Origin of the sequence: Massilia sp. LjRoot122, from assembly GCF_964252725.1 — a bacterium.
Classification (GTDB): Bacteria; Pseudomonadota; Gammaproteobacteria; order Burkholderiales; family Burkholderiaceae_D; genus Telluria.
Genome location: NZ_CAXUPB020000001.1, coordinates 4,928,474 through 4,947,091, shown reverse-complemented (window position 1 = coordinate 4,947,091; position 18,618 = coordinate 4,928,474). Strand labels below are relative to the sequence as shown.

Annotated in this window: 15 protein-coding genes; 8 read left to right on the top strand and 7 right to left on the bottom strand. The window is 66.6% G+C overall.

Translation table 11 applies throughout. From position 1 onward, the window contains the following. The first annotated feature begins 33 nt into the window (after window positions 1-33). Both ACSQ25_RS21710 and ACSQ25_RS21705 read left to right on the top strand, forming a co-directional pair. Window positions 34-1,674, top strand: a complete 1,641-nt coding sequence (locus ACSQ25_RS21710; RefSeq protein WP_436107722.1) for a phosphoethanolamine transferase — start codon at window positions 34-36, stop codon at window positions 1,672-1,674. Next, window positions 1,652-2,419, top strand: coding sequence for a phosphatase PAP2 family protein (locus ACSQ25_RS21705; protein WP_436107721.1), 768 nt, complete (start codon window positions 1,652-1,654; stop codon window positions 2,417-2,419). Before ACSQ25_RS21710 ends, ACSQ25_RS21705 begins: the two co-directional genes overlap by 23 nt. Here ACSQ25_RS21705 and ACSQ25_RS21700 read toward each other — a convergent pair. Genes ACSQ25_RS21700 through ACSQ25_RS21690 form a run of 3 tightly spaced genes read right to left on the bottom strand, consistent with a single transcriptional unit; the run spans window position 2,382 to window position 3,995 of the window. Then, window positions 2,382-2,678, bottom strand: a complete 297-nt coding sequence (locus ACSQ25_RS21700) for a hypothetical protein (RefSeq protein ID WP_436107720.1) — start codon at window positions 2,676-2,678, stop codon at window positions 2,382-2,384. The two genes, ACSQ25_RS21705 and ACSQ25_RS21700, sit on opposite strands and share 38 nt — an antisense overlap. Further along, window positions 2,675-3,472 carry a hypothetical protein gene (locus ACSQ25_RS21695; RefSeq protein ID WP_436107719.1) on the bottom strand — a complete coding sequence of 266 codons (798 nt, stop codon included), beginning with the start codon at window positions 3,470-3,472 and terminating at the stop codon, window positions 2,675-2,677. Before ACSQ25_RS21695 ends, ACSQ25_RS21700 begins: the two co-directional genes overlap by 4 nt. A 4-nt stretch (window positions 3,473-3,476) precedes the next feature. Then, entirely contained in the window at window positions 3,477-3,995 is a 519-nt protein-coding gene (locus ACSQ25_RS21690; RefSeq protein ID WP_436107718.1) for a DUF882 domain-containing protein, read from the bottom strand. A gap of 156 nt (window positions 3,996-4,151) precedes the next feature. Between ACSQ25_RS21690 and ACSQ25_RS21685 the strand changes: the two genes are divergently transcribed. Both ACSQ25_RS21685 and ACSQ25_RS21680 read left to right on the top strand, forming a co-directional pair. Next, on the top strand, window positions 4,152-5,315 hold the full coding sequence (locus ACSQ25_RS21685; RefSeq protein WP_436107717.1) for a PQQ-dependent sugar dehydrogenase: 1,164 nt from the start codon (window positions 4,152-4,154) through the stop codon (window positions 5,313-5,315). 152 nt (window positions 5,316-5,467) lie between these two features. Next, the gene (locus ACSQ25_RS21680; RefSeq protein WP_436107716.1) at window positions 5,468-8,245 is read left to right on the top strand and encodes a M16 family metallopeptidase; all 2,778 of its coding nucleotides are present in this window, start codon (window positions 5,468-5,470) and stop codon (window positions 8,243-8,245) included. Between the two features lie 111 nt (window positions 8,246-8,356). Here the strand turns inward: ACSQ25_RS21680 and ACSQ25_RS21675 are convergent, their stop codons facing one another. Next, window positions 8,357-9,424: a serine hydrolase domain-containing protein gene (locus tag ACSQ25_RS21675; protein WP_436107715.1), complete on the bottom strand. Its 1,068-nt coding sequence runs from the start codon at window positions 9,422-9,424 to the stop codon at window positions 8,357-8,359. A 96-nt stretch (window positions 9,425-9,520) separates the two neighbouring features. On the opposite strand from ACSQ25_RS21675, the gene ACSQ25_RS21670 reads away from it, so the two are divergent. Continuing rightward, entirely contained in the window at window positions 9,521-10,111 is a 591-nt protein-coding gene (locus ACSQ25_RS21670) for an isochorismatase family protein (protein ID WP_436107714.1), read from the top strand. 6 nt (window positions 10,112-10,117) lie between these two features. On the opposite strand, the gene ACSQ25_RS21665 is transcribed toward ACSQ25_RS21670, so the two are convergent. Further along, on the bottom strand, window positions 10,118-11,104 hold the full coding sequence (locus tag ACSQ25_RS21665; RefSeq protein WP_436107713.1) for an LLM class flavin-dependent oxidoreductase: 987 nt from the start codon (window positions 11,102-11,104) through the stop codon (window positions 10,118-10,120). Window positions 11,105-11,342: 238 nt separating this feature from the next. Between ACSQ25_RS21665 and ACSQ25_RS21660 the strand changes: the two genes are divergently transcribed. Beyond that, window positions 11,343-12,509 (top strand): serine hydrolase domain-containing protein, encoded by a 1,167-nt coding sequence (locus ACSQ25_RS21660; RefSeq protein ID WP_436107712.1) that lies wholly within the window; start codon window positions 11,343-11,345, stop codon window positions 12,507-12,509. Between the two features lie 147 nt (window positions 12,510-12,656). Then, entirely contained in the window at window positions 12,657-13,562 is a 906-nt protein-coding gene (locus ACSQ25_RS21655; protein WP_436107711.1) for a hypothetical protein, read from the top strand. Between the two features lie 85 nt (window positions 13,563-13,647). Here the strand turns inward: ACSQ25_RS21655 and ACSQ25_RS21650 are convergent, their stop codons facing one another. After that, entirely contained in the window at window positions 13,648-15,255 is a 1,608-nt protein-coding gene (locus tag ACSQ25_RS21650) for a methyl-accepting chemotaxis protein (protein ID WP_436107710.1), read from the bottom strand. A 167-nt stretch (window positions 15,256-15,422) separates the two neighbouring features. Continuing rightward, entirely contained in the window at window positions 15,423-17,024 is a 1,602-nt protein-coding gene (locus tag ACSQ25_RS21645) for an FAD-dependent oxidoreductase (RefSeq protein ID WP_436107709.1), read from the bottom strand. A 200-nt stretch (window positions 17,025-17,224) separates the two neighbouring features. On the opposite strand from ACSQ25_RS21645, the gene ACSQ25_RS21640 reads away from it, so the two are divergent. Next, window positions 17,225-18,595, top strand: coding sequence for an HD-GYP domain-containing protein (locus tag ACSQ25_RS21640; protein WP_436107708.1), 1,371 nt, complete (start codon window positions 17,225-17,227; stop codon window positions 18,593-18,595). Window positions 18,596-18,618: the final 23 nt, after the last annotated feature.

The following is an 18,618-nucleotide window of genomic DNA, read 5'->3' as shown; positions in this document are numbered from 1 at the left end:
CTTCACCGGTCACAGTCTCCCTGGTGAAACGAAGTGCCTGATTTTCTCTCCCGGCGTATCCACGTCAATTCGCTCGTCTTTTCCGTATCGCTGCTGCTGGCGTCCGTCGCCAACCTGCATTTCTGGTCCACCCTGATCGACGCACTCGGCGGCGCGACCCTGGCGCGCCTGCCCGTGTTGCTGGGCAGCTTTGCCATCGTGGTCCTGCTGTTCCATGGACTGCTCACGCTGGCGAGCTTCCGCTTCGTCGTCAAGCCGGCCCTGATGCTCGTCGTGCTGAGTGCTTCGGCAGCGGCCTGGTTCATTAACGAATACGGTATCGTCATCGACAAGGCGATCATCCAGAGCATCTTTGAAACCGATCCGCGCGAAGCTGTCGAGCTGCTCAACTGGCGCCTGGTGCTGTTCGTCGTGATGACGGGCGGCCTGCCGGCGATGCTGGTGGCCCGGGCGCGGGTCCGGTTTCCCACCGGCGCGCGCGGCCTTGCGCAGCGCGCCGGCATCGCCGCCGGCGCGCTGGCGCTGGCCGCACTGCTGCTGGTGATGCTGTTCAAGTCACTGGCGCCGGTCGTACGCGAGCATCGCGAACTGCGCTACCTGCTGACGCCGACGAACGCCGCGCAAGCGCTGCATGCGTACGTGCGCGGCAGGTCGCGGATCCCGGTCGTCGTTGCGCCACTCGGCCGCGACGCCGTAAAGGGCAGTCATTGGGCCGGACAGGCGCGCCGCACGGTGACCGTCATCGTGGTGGGCGAGACCGCGCGCGCACAGAATTTTTCACTGAACGCCTATGCACGGGACACCAACCCGCGGCTGACCCGGGAAGAGGGCCTGATCAACTTCGCCAACGTGCAGTCCTGCGGTACGGCGACGGCGGTGTCGGTGCCCTGTGTCTTCTCGGTGTTCGGACGCGAGCACTACGACGAGGACCGCGCCAGGCGCCAGGAAGGCTTGCTGGATGTCCTGTCGCATGCCGGCTTCGAGGTACTTTGGCGCGACAACAACTCCGGCTGCAAAGGCGTCTGCGACCGTATCGCGTTCACCGACCTGTCCACGCCACAGGCCGGCAATCACTACTGCGCCGGGGACGAATGCTACGACGAAGGTCTGCTGGAAGGCTTGCCCGCATTGATACGCGGATCCGGCAAGGATCTGGTCATCGTCCTGCACCAGAAAGGCAGCCATGGACCGGCCTATGCCCGGCGCTATCCGGCCGGTTTCGGCCGTTTCGGCCCCGTATGCGAGAGCAGCGAATTCGAGACCTGCACGCGCGAGTCGATCGCGGCGGCCTACGACAACACGATCCTCTATACCGATTATGTCCTGTCGAAGACGATCGACATGCTGCGTGTCGCCGCGCGGGAAGATGGCGTGGATACCGCCATGCTGTATTTTTCCGACCACGGTGAATCGCTCGGCGAGGGCAATATGTACCTGCACGGCGCGCCCTACATCGTCGCGCCCCAGGAGCAGACCCACGTGCCGATGATGTTATGGCTGTCCGATGGTTTTGCCGACCGCTTCCGCATCGACCGCGTCTGCCTGCGGGCGCGCCGGGATCAGGCGCTGTCGCACGACAACGTGTTTCATTCGGTGCTGGGCATGCTCGATGTCCAGACCGCCATCCTGAATCCGAAACTCGACCTGTTCCATGCCTGCGTTCGAAACGGCTGAGCTCAGCGAGGCGCAGGGCGAGGCCTTGATGTTATTGAGCACCAGGGATGGCATGTGGGCTGGCGCCCTGTTGTGCCTTGCAGCTGTGCTGGTCTTCGCCCTGGGACGATTCACCGATGTGGATCTGGTTCTGGCCGACGCCTTCTACGATGGCGCCACCGGCAGCTTTCCCTGGCGCGACGCCTGGCTGACCGACATCGTCGGCCACCGGATACTGAAGGCAGTGCTGGTCGCGCTCGCCTTGCTGCTCATCGCCGCCGCCATGCGCGGTGCTATCTGGCCGGAAACCATGTCCCCGCTGCGCAGGCTGCAGTTGCAGGTGATTGCCTGCTCCGCAGTGGTGGTGCCGCTCGTCATCAGCCTGCTCAAGCAACACAGCAATGCGCATTGTCCCTGGGATGTGACGCGCTACGGCGGAAGCCAGCCCTATGTCAGGCTGTTCGCGATGCTGCCGCCCGGGGCGCACCCCGGTCACTGCTTGCCGGCCGGGCATGCCTCGAGTGCGCTCTGGCTGATCTCGCTGGCCGTCTTGTGGCTGCCGGGACAGCGGCGCAAGGCGTGGCGCGCGGCTTGTGCCGCCGCCGGGCTTGGCCTGATGCTTGGATGGCTGCAGCAAATGCGAGGTGCTCACTTCCTGACGCACAGCTTATGGTCAGTCTGTATTGCGTGCGGCATCGTGTTGACACTGGTGATGCTGCTGCAAGCACTCAGGGTTGAGCAGCCGCGCGAGTGCGCGTCCTGGTGACGATGCCGGCAGGGTTGATCAGCACGACGAATTCGGCGAAGCGCCCGCCGCCGGCCGGGGACTGGTACACCCAGGCCTCGTAGCCGCTGTCGAACACCACGTTTTTGGTAGGCCCGAAGGCCGCCAGCAACTGCGCCTTGGTGGTCGTGCCGGGAACGACGGCCTGCTGCAGGCGCTCGGCCGCCACCTGGGCGCCGGGCGGCGCGGAGCTCGTGGCGCAGCCGGCCAGCAGCAGTGCAGTGAACAGGATGCGCTTCATGGCGCGTCCTCCATGTAATCGAATTCGACCAGGGTGTCGTTCGGCCAGGACTTGTCCCAGATCGGCGCGTAGAAGGTGCGGTCGAGCATGACCTGGCAATCGCAGAACTGCAGGTCGGCCCTGGTCTGCTCTCCACCCGCGTACAGCATGTTGAAGGGCAGGGTCTCGACCCGCTCGCCGGCACGCAGGCGCACCGCGAAGATCGGGCGCTCGGCGAAGAACAGGTAGTTGCCGTTCGGGCTGCCGCACACCTGCTCGGGCGTGGTCAGCGCGTTCGAGATCCAGCCGAAGATCGGGGAACTGTTGGACACCAGGCCGGCTTCGACGCCGACCAGGCACTCCAGGCGCATGTCGCCCAGGCGCCGCGTGCCCGTGGGCAGTCCGGGCGTGAGGATCTGGGCGCGCCAGGTCATGCTGGTGGTCTTGCGGTTGGCAACGACGGCGGCGTCTTCGCGCAGCGCGATGTCGTTGCGCGGCAGGACGAAGCTGTTGTCCTGCGCCACCGGCACCGGGACGCTGACGGAATCAGCCGCGATGCGCAGCGTAATCCCCGTCATGTCGACGGTGGGAAGGCGCGGCAGCAACTGGAAGCGCAGCGGCGCATTGGGCGCCAGGGCACGCTCGCGTTCGAAGCGTTCCATGCCCTTGATCATTTTTCTGTAGGATTTGTCGACCGGGTCGCGGGTGGATTGCACCTTGACGGTCGCGGGCTGCCCGGCCCCTTGGGCGAGGGCAGCCGCCGGCCCGGCCAGAACGGCCAGGCTGAGGATGACGCGGACCGGAAGCCGCGTCATGGGATCACCAGTAACGGACGCGGCCGGTGTCCATGTGGACGAACTGCGAGCTGTCGTAGTAGCCCACGCCGCCGCCCTTGAGGGACATGGCTGCCTTGTGCAGCATCTTCAGGTCCTTGCCCGGCAGCCGGATGTCGATCGCCTTGGCTTCCATGTGCAGGCTGCGCTTGGCGACACCGCCGCTGGCCGCGTGCAGCTTGGCGTTCGACTCCGGTGCGCGGTAACCGGAAATGATGTGCAGTTCGTGCTTGTTCTCCAGCTTTTCGTTCAGCTGGGTCAGCAGCAGCAGGAGTTCAGGGTCCATCTGCGCAACCTTGTTGGTGCGGTGGTCGCGCAGCACCTTGTTGATGTCCTTCATCGCATCAGGGATGAAATCGCCCTCGGCCCAGAACGTCGTGTTCAGCTTCTCGCCGGTATGCGTGTTATACAGGCGCAGGGTACGCTCGCCGGGAGCGGCTTGTGCCGTTTTGGCAAGTGCTGGGATGCTGAGGGTGGGCGTTGCGAGGAGGAGGGAGGACTTCAAGAAAGCTCGGCGTTGCATCATCGGATGGGATCCTTATGGCTGGTTCGCTCAAATGTGAATTCTACGCCGCTTGTGTTAAACGTGCAGAGAAAATGCTGGAAAATGCGGTAAAAACACCACTTTGTTAATGCTTTGATCAATCCCAGGAGATATTTCATGACGAGTTATCAAGAGATTGCCGTGTCCGTTGCCAGCTTGATCATGCTGTCAAGCGCGACTGCCATGGCGCAGGGCATCGAACCGGTGGCCGAGCCGCCCGCAGCCAAGGGATGGAAACTTGAAACCGTCGCCGACGATCTGCCGCAGCCCTGGGGCATGAGCTGGCTGGCCGACGGCCGCATGCTGGTCACCGGCAAGAAGGGCACGCTGCACCTCGTCGAGGGCAAGCGCGTGCAAGAGGTCGCGCTCGAGGGCCTGCCGTCGCTGTTCACCAGCGGCCAGGGCGGCCTGCTCGACATCGCCGTGCATCCGGCGGACAAGGGACCGAACCCGCGCATCTACATGACGATGGCCAGCGGCACCCAGGAAGAGAACCGCACGGTACTGGTACAGGGCGTCTTCGACGGCAAGCGCGTGCACGGCATCAAGACCCTGTTCACGGCCTCGCCCGCGAAGAGCGGCGGCCAGCACTTCGGCTCGCGCATCGTGTTCCTGAAGGACGGCACGCTCTTGATGAGCATCGGCGACGGCGGCAATCCGCCTGCCCGCGTGGGCAATATGCTGGCGCGCGACCAGGCGCAGAACGTCGGCAGCCACAATGGGGCGATCCTGCGCCTGACGGCCGAGGGCAAGGCAGCGCCCGGCAATCCGCTGGCGGGGCAGAAGGGCGCGCTGCCGGAATTGTGGAGCATTGGCCACCGCAACATCCAGGGCATGGTGCTCGACCCGAACGGCCGCGTATGGGCCAGCGAGCACGGCCCGCGCGGCGGCGACGAGATCAATGTGATCGAAGGCGGCAAGAACTATGGCTGGCCGCTGCAGAGCTATGGCCTGGATTACCAGACCCGCGAGCCGATCGGCAAGCGGGTGGTCGCCGGCATGGTGCAGCCGCTGGTCGTGTGGACCCCGTCGACCGGCGCCTCGGGCCTCGCGTGGTACACCGGCTCGGCCTTCCCGGCCTGGCGCGGCAGCCTGTTCTCGGGCGGGCTGGCGACCGAGGACATCCGCCGCGTGGCCTTCGACGCCGGCGGCAAGGTGGTGAAGCAGGAGCGCCTGGACATCGGCAAGCGGGTGCGCGACGTGCGCCAGGGACCGGACGGGCACCTGTATGCCATTACCGACGAAGCCAGGGGCAGCCTGCTGCGGATCGTGCCGCAATAAGCAGCCCACGCAACAGTTCGATGCACGGCGCATGGATTCCTCCTCCATGCGCAAACTATTCTTTGTTGCAACAACAAAAGCTGCCTAGAATGCAAGGATCACGGCAATCCGCCGTTATCCATCCTATCCGGATGATCCTTTGGAGGAGCAGCATGGCAGTAAGCATCCGTCGCAGTCTCCAGCTGGCAGCAGCGCTCGCGCTCGCCACTGGCGTATCCGCCGTCAGCGCGGCCCCGGCCAAACAGGCCAGCACGCCCGACATCCCCATCCCCGACGTCAAGTACACCAAGTTCACCCTGAAGAACGGACTGACGGTGCTGGTCCACGAAGACCACAAGACCCCGGTGGTGGCGATCAACACCTGGTACCACGTCGGGTCCAAGAATGAAAAGCCGGGCAAGACCGGCTTTGCGCACCTGTTCGAACACCTGATGTTCGGCGGCAGCGACAACTTCAAGAAGACCTACCTGAGCGCGCTGCAGGGCATCGGCGCCACCGACCTGAACGGCACCACCAACCAGGACCGCACCAACTACTTCCAGAACGTGCCGACCTCGATGCTGGACTATGCGCTGTTCGCCGAGAGCGACCGCATGGGCCACCTGCTCGGCACCGTCGACAAGAAGACGCTCGACCTGCAGCGCGGCGTGGTGCAGAACGAGAAGCGCCAGGGCGAGAACCAGCCGTATGGCGTGGCTTACGAACTGCTGGTGAACAATACCTACCCGGTCGGCCACCCGTACTCCTGGACCGTGATCGGCAAGATGGAAGACCTGGACGCGGCCTCGATGACCGACGTGCAGGACTGGTTCAAGACCAACTACGGTCCGAACAACACCGTGCTGGTGCTGTCCGGCGACATCACCCCGGAAGTGGCGCGTCAGAAGGTCGAGCAGTACTACGGCCACATTCCTCCGGGTCCGCCGCTGGCCAAGCATGAAGCCTGGATCGCCAAGCGCACCGGCACCCACCGCACCACCGTGCAGGACCGCGTGACGCAGTCGCGCATCTACCGCACCTGGAACGTGCCGGGCGCGAACACCCAGGAAGAAGCGGAACTCGACCTGGCGGCCCTGGTGCTGGGCGGCGGCAAGACCTCGCGCCTGTACAAGCGCCTGGTGTACAAGGACCAGCTGGCCACCAGCGCGGTCGGCAGCAACGACAGCTCGGAAATCGGCGGCCAGTTCGACCTGACCATGACCGCGCGTCCGGGCGCCGACGTGGCGAAGATGGAACGCATCGCCGATGAAGAACTCAAGGCGCTGATGAAGAGTGGTCCGAGCGAGGCCGAACTGCGCCTGGCCAAGACCACGATCCTGGCCCGCTACACCCGCATGATCGAGCGCGTCGGCGGCTTCGGCGGCAAGAGCGACCTGCTGGCCTCGTGCCAGACCTACACCGGCAACCCGGACTGCTACAAGGTCTACCTGCAGCGCATCAAGGACGCCACCCCGGCATCCGTGAAGAAGGCCATGAACGACTGGCTCAGCACCGGCGACTTCGTGCTGCAGGTCGACCCGTACCCGACCGGCCTGGCCGCCGGCAAGCCGGGCGTGGACCGCAGCAAGGAGCCGGCGACCGGCAAGCCGATGGCGCTCAAGCTGCCGGAAATGCAGAAGATGACGCTGTCGAACGGCCTGAAGGTCGTGCTGGCCGAGCGCCATGACGCACCGGTGGTGAACTTCCAGCTGCTGGTGGACAGCGGCTACGCCTCGGACGCGGCGGACAAGCCGGGCGTCGCCAGCCTGGCGATGCGCATGCTCGAAGAGGGCACCCGGACCCGCAAGTCGCTGGAGATCGGCGAAGCTTTCGAGAGCCTCGGTGCGCAGTTCGGCGCCGGCGCCAACCTCGACAGCGGCATCGTGTACATGAACGCGCTCAAGGCGACCATGCCGCAGGCGCTGAACCTGTACTCGGACCTGGTCCTGAACCCGTCCTTCCCGCAGAACGAGTTCGAGCGCCTGCAGAAGGACCGCCTGGCCGCGATCGCGCGCGAGAAGACCGTGCCGCAGACGATGGCGCTGCGTGTCCTGCCGAGCATCCTGTACGGCCAGGATCACCCGTATGCCAAGCCCTTCACCGGCACCGGCACCGAAGCGGCCGTGCAGCGCATGACCCGCGACGACCTGGTCAAGTACCACGCCACCTGGTTCAAGCCGAACAACGCCACCCTGCTGGTGGTGGGCGACACCACGCTGGCCGAGGTCAAGCCGATGCTGGAGAAAGCCTTCGCGGGATGGAAGGCGGGCGAGGTGCCGAAGAAGGTGCTGGCTGAGGTCGCGGCGCCCGCGAAGAGCGTGGTCTACCTGCTCGACCGTCCGGGCGCGTTGCAGAGCGTGATCGTCGGCGCCCAGCTGGCGGTGCCGCGCAAGCACGCGGACGCGCTGCCGCTGGAAATCGTCAACCACCTGTTCGGCGGCTCCTTCAACTCGCGCATCAACATGAACCTGCGCGAAGACAAGCACTGGTCCTACGGCGTGCGCAGCTCGCTGCAGGCGGCCCTCGGCCAGCGTCCGTTCATGAGCGTCTCGCCGGTGCAGACCGACAAGACCCGTGAAGCGATGCAGGAACTGGTGCGCGAGTACCGCGACATCGCGGGCGGCAAGCCGATCACGGCGGAAGAGCTGAAGGCCGCGGTCGACAACAACACGCTCGGCCTGCCGGGCGGTTTCGAGACGGCCGGCCAGCTGACCGGCGCCTACACCAACATCGTGCAGTACGGTCTGCCGGACGACTACTACAACACCTACACCCAGAAGGTCTTGTCGCTGTCCCCGGAGCAGGCCAACGTGCTGGCGGCGCGCAGCTTCACGCCGGACCGCCTGGTGTGGGTCGTGGTGGGCGACATGAGCAAGATCGAGTCGGGCATCCGTGCGCTGAACATCGGCGAAGTCCGCAAGATCGACGCCGACGGGAAGCCTGTCCAGTAATCCGTAGGGTGGGCGGCTTGTCCGCCCACGCGGCGATCGCTATCGGCTCCGCTGTCGCGCCGGATGATCTCGCGTCTTACTATCACCGCGTGGGCGGGAAACCCGCCCACCCTACATGTCTTCGAACAGCGCCGTCGCGATCTTCGCCTGCTCCGATTGCGGCATGTCGGTGTTGTTCAGCAAGACCACGGCCCGGCCATCCGCCGGGTCGTAGGCAAGCAAAGTCTTGTAGGCCCCGATGGCGCCCGCTTCCCACGCAAGGGAGCGGGCGCCTTTTTTCGTGGTGACGGTTTTCACCTTCCCGCCCAGCGCGTAGTCTTCGGACGCGACCACCACGGTGTGCAGCTCCTTGCGCGCCTTATCCGACAGCAGTTTGCCAAGGTAGACCGTATCGGCGATCTTCACCAGGTCGCTGGCCGTGCTGTACAGCGTGCCGCTGGCCGCGATCATCGGTGGCACCGGCGAGGTCTTGCGCTGGCCCGCGGCGTTGTAGGCGACCGCCATGCCGACTTCATCCTCGTAGCCGGTGGCGGCGAAACTCGTGTCGCGCACGCCGCTCGGGGCCAGCACCAGTTCTTCCACCGTTTCCGTGAACGGCTCCTTGCGGGCGCGCTCGACGACGGCCGCAACCAGGATCCAGTTCGTGTACGAGTAATCCCAGTGTTCTCCCGGGGGCGAGGACGGCGTACCCGTGCCGAAGCGCAGGGCCGCCTCGACCGGGCCGATCTCGAGCTTCTCGACCGCCCGGTCTTTTTTCAGGGCGTCAAGCAGGCCATTCGGGATGCCGCTGCGGTTCGACATGAGCTGGCGCAGCGTGACCGCGCCATTGGGCGCCGGCAGTTCCGGCAGGTGGCGCGAGATCGGCGCGTCGAGGTCGAGCGTGCCCATGTCGGCCAGGCGCAGCACGGTGACGGCGGTGATCCATTTCGTCATCGAACCGACCAGGAAGCGCGTGTCCTTGGTGATGGGCTGCTTTTCCTCGCGCAGCGCCAGGCCGCTGGCATGCACCGCCAGCGTCGCGCCGGCATGCTTGCGCACGGCCACCACGCCGCTGTAGTCCGTCGGTACATGACGATCGATCAGCGGTCCGGTTGTCAGGTTGGCCACGGCGGCGCAGCCGGGCAGCAGGACGAGGCTTGCGGCGAGCGATGAAAGTTGGATGAACTGGCGACGTTGCATGCTTGCTCCAGATAGAGTGGGTCGGGGCATTGTAGCCGCATGCCGGCGTGCGCCGTGCCGTACACGAATCGGCAATACTGCGCCAAGGAGGAAACCATGGACGAACAATCCCTCAACATGGCGCGCACGGCCCTGGTGCTGATCGACCTGCAGAACAGCAATGTCGGCCGCGAGCTGGCGCCCTATACCGCCGAGCAAGCCGTCGGCAACTGCGTGCTGCTGGCCCAGGAAATACGCGGCCGCGGGGCGATGGTGGTGTATGTGCGGGTGCTGGTGAACGAGCTGCCGACGCCGCTGGCCGACGCGCCGATGCGCCCGCCGGGGGCCGCCGCGCCGCCCTATGATGCTTCGGAACTGGCTGCCATGGCCGGCGTGGAGGCGACCGATCTGGTCGTGACCAAGCGCCAGTGGGGCGCGTTCTACGGCACCGAGCTGGACCAGCTGCTGCGGCGGCGCGGGATCGATACCCTGATCCTTGGCGGCATCGCCACCAACTTCGGGGTCGAGTCGACGGCACGCGCGGCCTTCGACCGCAGCTATAAGCTGGTGTTCGCGGAAGATGCGATGACCAGCATGGATGCGGAAGCGCACCACTTCGCATGCAAGCACATCTTCCGGCGCATGGGCAGGGTGAGGTCGACCCGCGCCGTGATCGACATGCTGCAGGCCGGGACGGGAGATGCGTAAAGGGCCTTAGCCCTTTTTGTGGATCTCGGCCGTGATCTCGTAAGCGCGCAGGCGCGCCGCGTGGTCGTAGACCTGCGAGGTGATCATCAGCTCGTCCGGCCTGGTGCGGGCGATGAAGCTGCGCAGCTGGCTTTCCACCGTGGCCGGCGCGCCGATCGCGGTACAGGACAGTACGCTGTCGAGCATCATGCGTTCTGCCGTGCCCAGGCTTTCGAGATAACCCGGCACGGGCGGCTGCAGCTTGCTGGGGCGGCCGCTGCGCAGATTGACGAAGGCCTGCTGCATCGAGGTCGCCAGCACTTGTGCTTCCTCGTCGGTATCGGCCGCGAACACGTTATAGCCGAGCATGATGTAGGGCTTGTCGAGCTGCTTCGAGGGCCGGAAGGTCGAGCGGTAGAGCTCGATCGCTTGCAGCATCATCTGCGGCGCGAAGTGCGAGGCAAACGCATAGGGCAGGCCGAGCGCCGCCGCCAGCTGGGCGCCGAACAGGCTGGAGCCGAGGATCCACACCGGCACGTCCAGGCCCGCGCCCGGCACCGCGCGTACCTGGCGGCGCGGCGAGTCGGCGAAATAATCCAGCAGCTCGACGACGTCCTGTGGGAACTCGTCGGCATCCGAGGCCAGGTTGCGGCGCAGCGCGCGTGCCGTGGTGTGGTCCGAGCCGGGCGCGCGGCCCAGGCCGAGGTCGATGCGTCCCGGGTACAGCGATTCGAGCGTGCCGAACTGCTCGGCGATCACCAGCGGCGAATGATTCGGCAGCATGATGCCGCCGGCGCCGACGCGAATGGTCGAGGTGCCGGCCGCCACGTGGCCGATCAGCACGGCGGTGGCCGCACTGGCGATGCCCGGCATGCCGTGGTGCTCCGCCAGCCAGAAGCGCTGGTAGCCCCAGCGCTCGCCGTGCTGGGCGAGATCTAGTGAACGGTGGAAAGAAGTTGCCGCATCGCTGGCTTCGACGATGGGCGAGAGGTCGAGGATGGAAAATGGAATCATCCATAAATCATACGCCGATGCGATTTTTCGCGTGCGCGGCTACTGGGAAATTGCTCATCGTAAAGATTGACCCGTGGCAGACCCGTCCTTATGATCAGGCGACAATCCGAGCCACCATTATCCCTGTCCAATGTCCAGAATCCCGACTTCGCCATGCCGCCGCGCCGCCATCCTTGCCACCCTGAGTGCAGCCCTGCTGGGCGCCGGCTGCGCGCAGCTGCCGGGGCAGGGGAGCGTTATGCGCGCTGAACTGCGCCTCGATGGGGTGAAGCTGGCCGGGATCGACCACGCCATCCTGGAAAACATCGCCGCGCGCAAGCTGCCCGGCGCCGTGTTCCACCTGGAGCGCGAGGGCGCGGTCTACGAAAAAGCCTACGGGCGCTTCACCTACGATGAAGGCGCGCCGCCCGTCACGCCGGACACGGTGTTCGATGCCGCCTCGCTGTCCAAGGTGCTGTCGACGGCGACCTCGGTGCTGTTGCTGGCCGAGGAAGGAAAGCTCGACCTGGAGGCGCCGTTGGTGCGCTACTTCCCGGAATGCACCGGCGGGGGCAAGGAGGCGATCACCGTGCGCCAGCTGTTGACGCATTCGTCCGGGCTGCCGGCGGGCCTGCCGGCCAGGCCGGCCTGGGCGGGCAAGGAGTCGGCCCACGCGCTGGCCTGCAGCCAGGCCGTGACGCACGCGCCGGGCAGCTTCTTCCGCTACTCGGACATCAACTATATTTTGCTCGGGCAGCTGGTCGAACGGGCAGCAGGCATGCCGCTCGACCGCTTCGCGCAGCAGCGCATCTTCACGCCGCTCGGCATGCGCGACACCGGCTACCGTCCACTGGAGCGCATGGCGGCCGCGCGCATCGCGCCGACCCAGCGCGGCGCCGATGCCGTCGCCGGCACGGCCCTGCACGGCGATCTGGCGCCGGGCCAGTTGCTGGCAGGCGTGGTGCATGACCCCACCGTGCGCCGCATGGGCGGCGTGGCCGGTTCGGCCGGCGTGTTCTCCACCGCACGCGACGTGGCGCGCTTCGGCCGCATGCTGGCAAATGGCGGCGAGCTCGATGGCGTGCGCGTATTGAGGGAGGAAAGCGTGCGCCTGCTCACCACCGTGCAGTCGCCGCCCGGCCTGGCCCTGCGCGGCATGGGCATGGACATCGATTCGCCCTATGCGCAGCGCCCGCGCGGCAGCGTGTTCCCGGTCGGCTCCTACGGGCATACCGGTTTCACCGGCTGCATCCTGTGGGTCGATCCGCAATCGCGCAGCTTCTACGTGTTCCTGTCGAACCGCGTCTACCCGGACGACAAGAGCAACGTGCTGGCGCTGTACACCCAGCTCGGGACCCTGTCGGCCCAGGCGGCCGGTGTCGCAGCAGCGGCTGCGGCCGCAAGCGCGGCGGCTGCACCGCGCTGAGCAGACTTTTAGTAGTAAGGATTCTTTTTCCGGGAGGCTACCGTGCGCCTCCCTCCATGTCGCCTCTCTAAACTCGGAAGCCTAAATTCAATATCTTATTGATATTGTTGAGTATTTTGCCCCGAAGACAAATTTTAGGAGATCGATATGAAGATGAATAAGCTGTTGAAAGGCCTGCTCGGCGCTTCCGTTGCCGCCGCCATGTTTGGCGCCACCACCGTCCACGCGCAGTCGTCGGACGGCACCCAGAACACGCGCGGCGCCGGTACTGCTAGCAACAGCCAGAGCGCCAACGCGAATGACCAGAGCAGCATGAACGACCAGAGCCACGGCAGCTCGTCGGCCAGCGCTACCGGCAGCTCGCAGAAGCAAGACAAGAAACGCAGCAAGAAGCACAAGGACCACAGCACCAGCGGTTCGAGCCAGAGCGGCAGCATGAACTCGAGCGGTTCGAGCAGCTCGGGCAGCATGAGCGGCACCAGCGGTTCGAGCGGCACCAGCGGCACCAGCGGCACCAGCGGCACCAGTGGCACCAGTGGCACCAGCGGCACCAGCGGCACCAGTGGCACCAGTGGCACCAGCGGCACCAGCGACTGGAGCTCGGGCAGCTCGGGCGTCGAAGCCGGCCGCACCAGCACCGGCCGTTCGAGCGAGCCGGAAACCCGCAGCTCGACCAGCGGCAGCAGCGGTTCGATGGGCACCAGCGGTGCATCGGGCACCAGTGGTTCGATGGGCACCAGCGGTGCATCGGGCACCACCGGCACCACCGGCACCACCGGCAGCAGCTCGATGGGCACCGGTGCCACCGGCACGACCAGCGGCTCGATGGGTACCGGCACCTCCGGCAGCATGGGCACCAGCGGTTCGACCGGCACCATGGACGCTACCGGCCGCAGCGGCACCACCGGCACGACGGGTACTACCGGCACCTCCGGCACCTCCGGCACCTCCGGCACTACCGGAACTACGGGCACCACCGGCACGACGGGCACCACCGGCACCGGCACTACCAACACCACGCCTCCCACCGGCAGCAGCGGCCGCGGCTACTGATCCGCAGCCACCTCGATGCAGTCCTGACGGGCTGCATGCTGCGGCACCAGCCTTCGGGCTGGTGTCGTCGTTTACGGCCTCGTGTTCAGCCGGCGAGGGCCGGCCTGGCCTGCGGCGCGCGGCGCAGGCCTGCCGCGGCCTCGCGCTCGTCGAGACGGAAGGTGGCCACCAGCTGCGACAGGGCCTGCGCCTGTTCGCGCAGCGAGTCGGAAGCTGCCGCCGCTTCCTCGACCAGCGCAGCGTTTTCCTGCGTGACCTGGTCCATCTGGGTGACCGCCTGGTTGATCTGCTCGATGCCCAGCGACTGCTCGCCGCTGGCGGACGCGATCTCCGCCATGATGGTCGAAACCCCGGCGATGCCGGCCACGATTTCTTCCATGGTGGCGCCGGCCTGGGCGACCAGTCGGCTGCCTTGCTCGACCTTGCCGGCCGAATCGGCGATCAGGGTCTTGATCTCTTTGGCTGCGGTGGCGGAGCGCTGCGCCAGGGCGCGCACTTCCGAGGCCACGACCGCGAAGCCGCGTCCCTGTTCGCCGGCGCGCGCGGCTTCCACCGCCGCGTTCAGCGCGAGGATGTTGGTCTGGAAAGCGATGCCGTCGATGACGCCGACGATCTCGCCGATCTTCTGCGAGGCGCCGCTGATGTCGGCCATGGTGCGCACCACCTCGCCCACCGTCTCGCCGCCGCGCGCGGCGCTGCCGGAGGCGCTGCGTGCCAGCGTATTGGCCTGCTGCGCGTTGTCGGCGTTCTGGCGCACGGTCGACGTGAGTTCCTCCATCGAGGCCGCGGTTTCTTCCAGCGAGCTGGCCTGCTCTTCGGTGCGCGCCGACAGTTCCAGGTTGCCGCCGGAGATCTGGTGCGAGGCCGTGGCGATGGTGTCGGTGCCGCGCCTTACTTCGCTCACGATGCCGCGCAGGCTGTCGCGCATGTCTTTCAGGGCCGTCATCAGCTGGCCGGTCTCGTTGCGGGCCTCGGCCTCGATGCGCCCGGTCAGGTCGCCGCGCGCGACCTGCTGCGCCACGCCCAGCGCCCGTTGCAGCGGCCCGGTGATGGCGCGCATGATCAGCCAGGCTAAGGCCAGGCCGGTGGCGACGGCGACCGCGCTCAGTGCGAGCTGGACGTTGCGGCTGTTGTCGACGTAGCTGTCGATGGATTCACCCTGAGCGGCGAGCGCGCGCTTCTGGTAGGCGACCATCGCTTCCAGGCTGCCGACGTAGGCATTCACCTTCGGCAGCATGTCGGTCTCGAAGAAGCGCGCGGCCGACTCAAGCTGGCCTTCCTTCTTCTGCTTGAAGGCTTCGGCGCGCGCCTTGCGGTAGGCTTCGCGGCTGGCGACGATGCGCTCGAACAGGCGCTTGCCTTCGGCATCGTCCTTAACCGCATCCTGGACCTGCTTCTGCAGTTCGTTGGCGCGCTCGGAGGACTTGGCGACGGCGTCCAGGAAGAACTGTTCAGTCGCCGGGTCGTTCAACTTGGCGATGGCGATGGTGCGTGCCGCGTTGACTTCGATGACCGCCTTCCATTCCTGCAGCAGGTTGGATCTGCGGATGCCGTCACGGGTGAGTTCGTGCGTCATCTCGTTGGCGGTGTGCATGGTGGACAGCGCTACGCCGGTCAGTGCCAGCATCAGGGCCAGCACCGCGCCGAAACCGAGGGCCAGCAGGCTGCGGATCTTCATTGTCTCGAGCTTCATATTTTTCTCGTCGAATCGGGGTCAAAGCGCGTACGCGCGCCGGGAGCAAGCGCGCTGCCCGTCTTGACGAGTATGAAGTTTCCACACAGCATGTCCACGTATTTCCACATTTTTGCAAGGTGGACATGGCCGAGCTGTGACAAATACAACGGTTCGTTAGCGCTCCGTCAACGCACGCTGCGCCCGCGCGTGCCGGGACGCGGCGTGCGCGGCGGCGGCGTCTCGTCGGCCAGCTCGAGCTTTTCGAGCGGCTCGGGCGCCGGCCCGTGCAGCACATTGCCCTCGATGTCGAAACGCGAGGCATGGCAGGGACAGTCCCAGGAGCGCTCGGCCGAGTTCCAGTGCACGGCGCAGCCCAGGTGGGTGCACTTGGCCGACACCGCGTGCAGGCCGCCCTGGGCGTCGCGGTAAACGGCGATCTTGCGCAGGCCGTCGCGCACCACCGCGCCTTCGCCGGCGGCGATCTCGTGGACCGAGTCGACGTCGCCCCCGGTCAGCCATTCGCCGTAGCGCGCCAAGGTCTTGGCCTGTTCCGAGGCGAAATCGGCCAGCCCGTGCACCGGCTTGCGCGAAGGGTCGTACAGCGCTTCCCACGGGTTGTCGCGGCGCGCCACCAGGTCGCTCACCAGCATGGCGCCGATGGTACAGTGGGTCATGCCGTTGCCGGAATCGCCAGTGATCAGGTAGACGTTGTCGTCGTCCATCGGATTGCGGCCCAGGTAGGCCAGGCCGTCGGAGGGCTCCATCACCTCGCCCGACCAGCGGTAGGCGACCGCGCCGGCCATCGGGAAGTGCTCGCGGGCCCAGCGCTCGATTTCGTCGTAGCGGTGCTCGGGGTGGTCGTCCTGGCCGGTCTTGTGGTCGGCGCCGCCGACCACCAGGATCTCGTGATCGAGTGCGGCATCGGGAGTCTCCAGGCGCACGTAGTAGTAAGGGTCGCCGGTATCCCACAGCAGGATGCGCGGCAGCGCGCCGCGCGGCACCCGCAGGCCGACCACGTAGGTGCGGTAGCCGGCCTGCTTGGTATGCATCACGACGCGGTCGTTGAAGGGCGTGTGGGTGGCCAGCACCACGTGGCGGGCGCGGATCTCGCCATGGTCGGTGGAGACGGTCTGCTGCTCGTGGTCGCCGCGCACGCGGTGCGCATGGGTGGACCCGAAGATGCGTCCGCCGTGGCGCTCGATGGCGCGCGCCAGGCCGGTCAGGTACTTCAGCGGATGGAACTGGGCCTGGTTCGCATAGCGCACGGCGGGTCCGGTGTCGAAGGGCAGGCCGGGCACCCCCGGCAGGAATTCCACCGCCACGCCGGCCCGGGCCGCGCTCTGGTATTCCTTCTCGAGGTCCTTGAAGCCGTTGCCGGGCAAGGCATACAGGTAGCCGTCGAGGCGCTCGAATTCGCAGTCGATGCCGTCCTCGGCCTTGATACTGGCGGCAGTCGATTCGACCAGGTCGATGGCGCGGGCAAAGCTGTCGGCCACCAGGCGCGCGCTGGCGGCGCCGAACTTGTCGTGGATGAAGCCGTACCACTCGTCCGGCGGGAACAGGTGGGCGGTGGTGCGCCCGGTCTCGCCGGCGCCGATGCCGAGGGCGTCGATCACCGCGACCTTGCGGCCCTCCCTGGCGAGCAGGTAGGCGGTGGTGAGGCCGGCGATGCCGGCGCCGATCACGCAGATCTCGGTGTCGAGGTCACCGGGCAGGGGAGGACAGGTGGGGACTTCAGCGGTATCCATCCAGACCGATACCGAAGCGCCATTGGTGGAAGCTGTCATGTCGCACTCCTTTATGAGCATCGAAGCTGGAGATAGTCTACTGTGGCGCGCAAAAGCCGGGAGCACGATGGCGCCGGGCCGGCTGTGGCAAGGGCGCCGCACCCGTCGGCAAAGCCGTCAATTTCTCGTTGCAAAGCCCTTTATGTGGCGTAGAATCAATTTAGATTGCTGACAAGAACTACGCTCCACGAAAGCCGAACATGGATCTCGCCGTTCCCTCCGAAGTGCGCGCACCGGGCGCCATGAAGCTGTCCGAACTCATCGGCGCACTCAGCTACGCGCTCGACATCACCGAAGGCCAGCCGCCCGGCCATTGCGTGCGCGTGTGCTGGATCGGCATGCACATCGGCCGCGCGGTCGGGCTGCCGGAGGAGCATCTGTGGGAGCTGTACTACACCCTCTTGCTCAAGGACCTCGGCTGCAGCAGCAATGCCGCGCGTATCTGCGAGCTCTACCTGACCGATGACCTGGGCTTCAAGCGCGACTTCAAGACCGTCGGCGACAGCCTGCCGCAGGTGCTGTCCTTCGTGCTGTCCCACACCGGGCTGAAGGCCGGCTTGGCCGAGCGCTTCCGCAGCGTGATGACGATCCTGCGCGACGGTCCCGCGATCGCCCAGGACCTGATCGCCACGCGCTGCCAGCGCGGCGCCGAGATCGCGCGCCTGCTGCGTTTCCCCACCGGTGTCGCCTGCGGCATCTACTCGCTCGACGAACACTACGACGGCAAGGGCAAGCCCGACCGCCGGGCGGGCGAGGCGATTTCCATCTACGCGCGCATCGCGCTGCTGGCCCAGGTGATCGACGTGTTCCACACCGCGGCGGGGCGCGACAGTGCCCTGCGCGAAGCGCGCTCCCGCGCCGGTACCTGGTTCGATCCGCGCCTGGTGCGCGTCTTCGAGGAGGTGGCGGCGAATCCGGCCTTCTGGGACGTGCTGGCCTCGCCCGGCGTCGACCGCGCCGTGGCCGAACTTGAACCGGCCGGGCGCGACATCACGCTCGACGACGACTACCTGGACGACATCGCGATGGCCTTCGGCCAGGTGGTGGACGCCAAGAGCCCCTACACGAGCGGGCACAGTGCGCGGGTGGCGCTGTACACCGACATGATCGGCGAGGCGCTGGGCCTGGACCCGCAGCGCCGGCGCTGGCTCAAGCGCGGCGCGCTGCTGCATGACGTCGGCAAGCTGGGCGTCAGCAACAGCGTGCTGGACAAGGCGGGCGCGCTCGACCGCGAGGAATGGGAGGCGGTGCGCCTGCATGCGGCCTACACCGAGACCATCCTGGGCCGCATCAACGCCTTCGCCGAACTGGCGGCGATCGCCGGCGCCCACCACGAGCGCCTCGACGGCAGCGGCTACCCGCGTGGCCTGCAGGGCGATGCGATCGGCCTCGAAACCCGCATCATCACCACCGCCGACATCTTCGACGCCATCACGGCAGAGCGGCCCTACCGCGGCGCGATTCCGGTCGAGCAGGCGCTGGCCATGATGGAAAAGACGGTGGGCAGCGCGCTCGACCCGGCCTGCTTCGCGGCCTTGAAGGCTGCCGTCGCCAGGGTGCCCTTCCCGTAAATCAGGAATTCTGTTCGTCATAG

Excerpts from the sequence above, each read along its gene's own strand:
- ACSQ25_RS21705 (WP_436107721.1), top strand. The coding sequence starts at position 1,652 with ATGCCTGCGTTCGAAACGGCTGAGCTCAGCGAGGCGCAGGGCGAGGCC.
- ACSQ25_RS21700 (WP_436107720.1), bottom strand. The coding sequence starts at position 2,678 with ATGAAGCGCATCCTGTTCACTGCACTGCTGCTGGCCGGCTGCGCCACG.
- ACSQ25_RS21695 (WP_436107719.1), bottom strand. The coding sequence starts at position 3,472 with ATGACGCGGCTTCCGGTCCGCGTCATCCTCAGCCTGGCCGTTCTGGCC.
- ACSQ25_RS21685 (WP_436107717.1), top strand. The coding sequence starts at position 4,152 with ATGACGAGTTATCAAGAGATTGCCGTGTCCGTTGCCAGCTTGATCATG.
- ACSQ25_RS21680 (WP_436107716.1), top strand. The coding sequence starts at position 5,468 with ATGGCAGTAAGCATCCGTCGCAGTCTCCAGCTGGCAGCAGCGCTCGCG.
- ACSQ25_RS21675 (WP_436107715.1), bottom strand. The coding sequence starts at position 9,424 with ATGCAACGTCGCCAGTTCATCCAACTTTCATCGCTCGCCGCAAGCCTC.
- ACSQ25_RS21670 (WP_436107714.1), top strand. The coding sequence starts at position 9,521 with ATGGACGAACAATCCCTCAACATGGCGCGCACGGCCCTGGTGCTGATC.
- ACSQ25_RS21665 (WP_436107713.1), bottom strand. The coding sequence starts at position 11,104 with ATGATTCCATTTTCCATCCTCGACCTCTCGCCCATCGTCGAAGCCAGC.
- ACSQ25_RS21660 (WP_436107712.1), top strand. The coding sequence starts at position 11,343 with ATGCGCGCTGAACTGCGCCTCGATGGGGTGAAGCTGGCCGGGATCGAC.
- ACSQ25_RS21655 (WP_436107711.1), top strand. The coding sequence starts at position 12,657 with ATGAAGATGAATAAGCTGTTGAAAGGCCTGCTCGGCGCTTCCGTTGCC.
- ACSQ25_RS21650 (WP_436107710.1), bottom strand. The coding sequence starts at position 15,255 with ATGAAGCTCGAGACAATGAAGATCCGCAGCCTGCTGGCCCTCGGTTTC.
- ACSQ25_RS21645 (WP_436107709.1), bottom strand. The coding sequence starts at position 17,024 with ATGACAGCTTCCACCAATGGCGCTTCGGTATCGGTCTGGATGGATACC.
- ACSQ25_RS21640 (WP_436107708.1), top strand. The coding sequence starts at position 17,225 with ATGGATCTCGCCGTTCCCTCCGAAGTGCGCGCACCGGGCGCCATGAAG.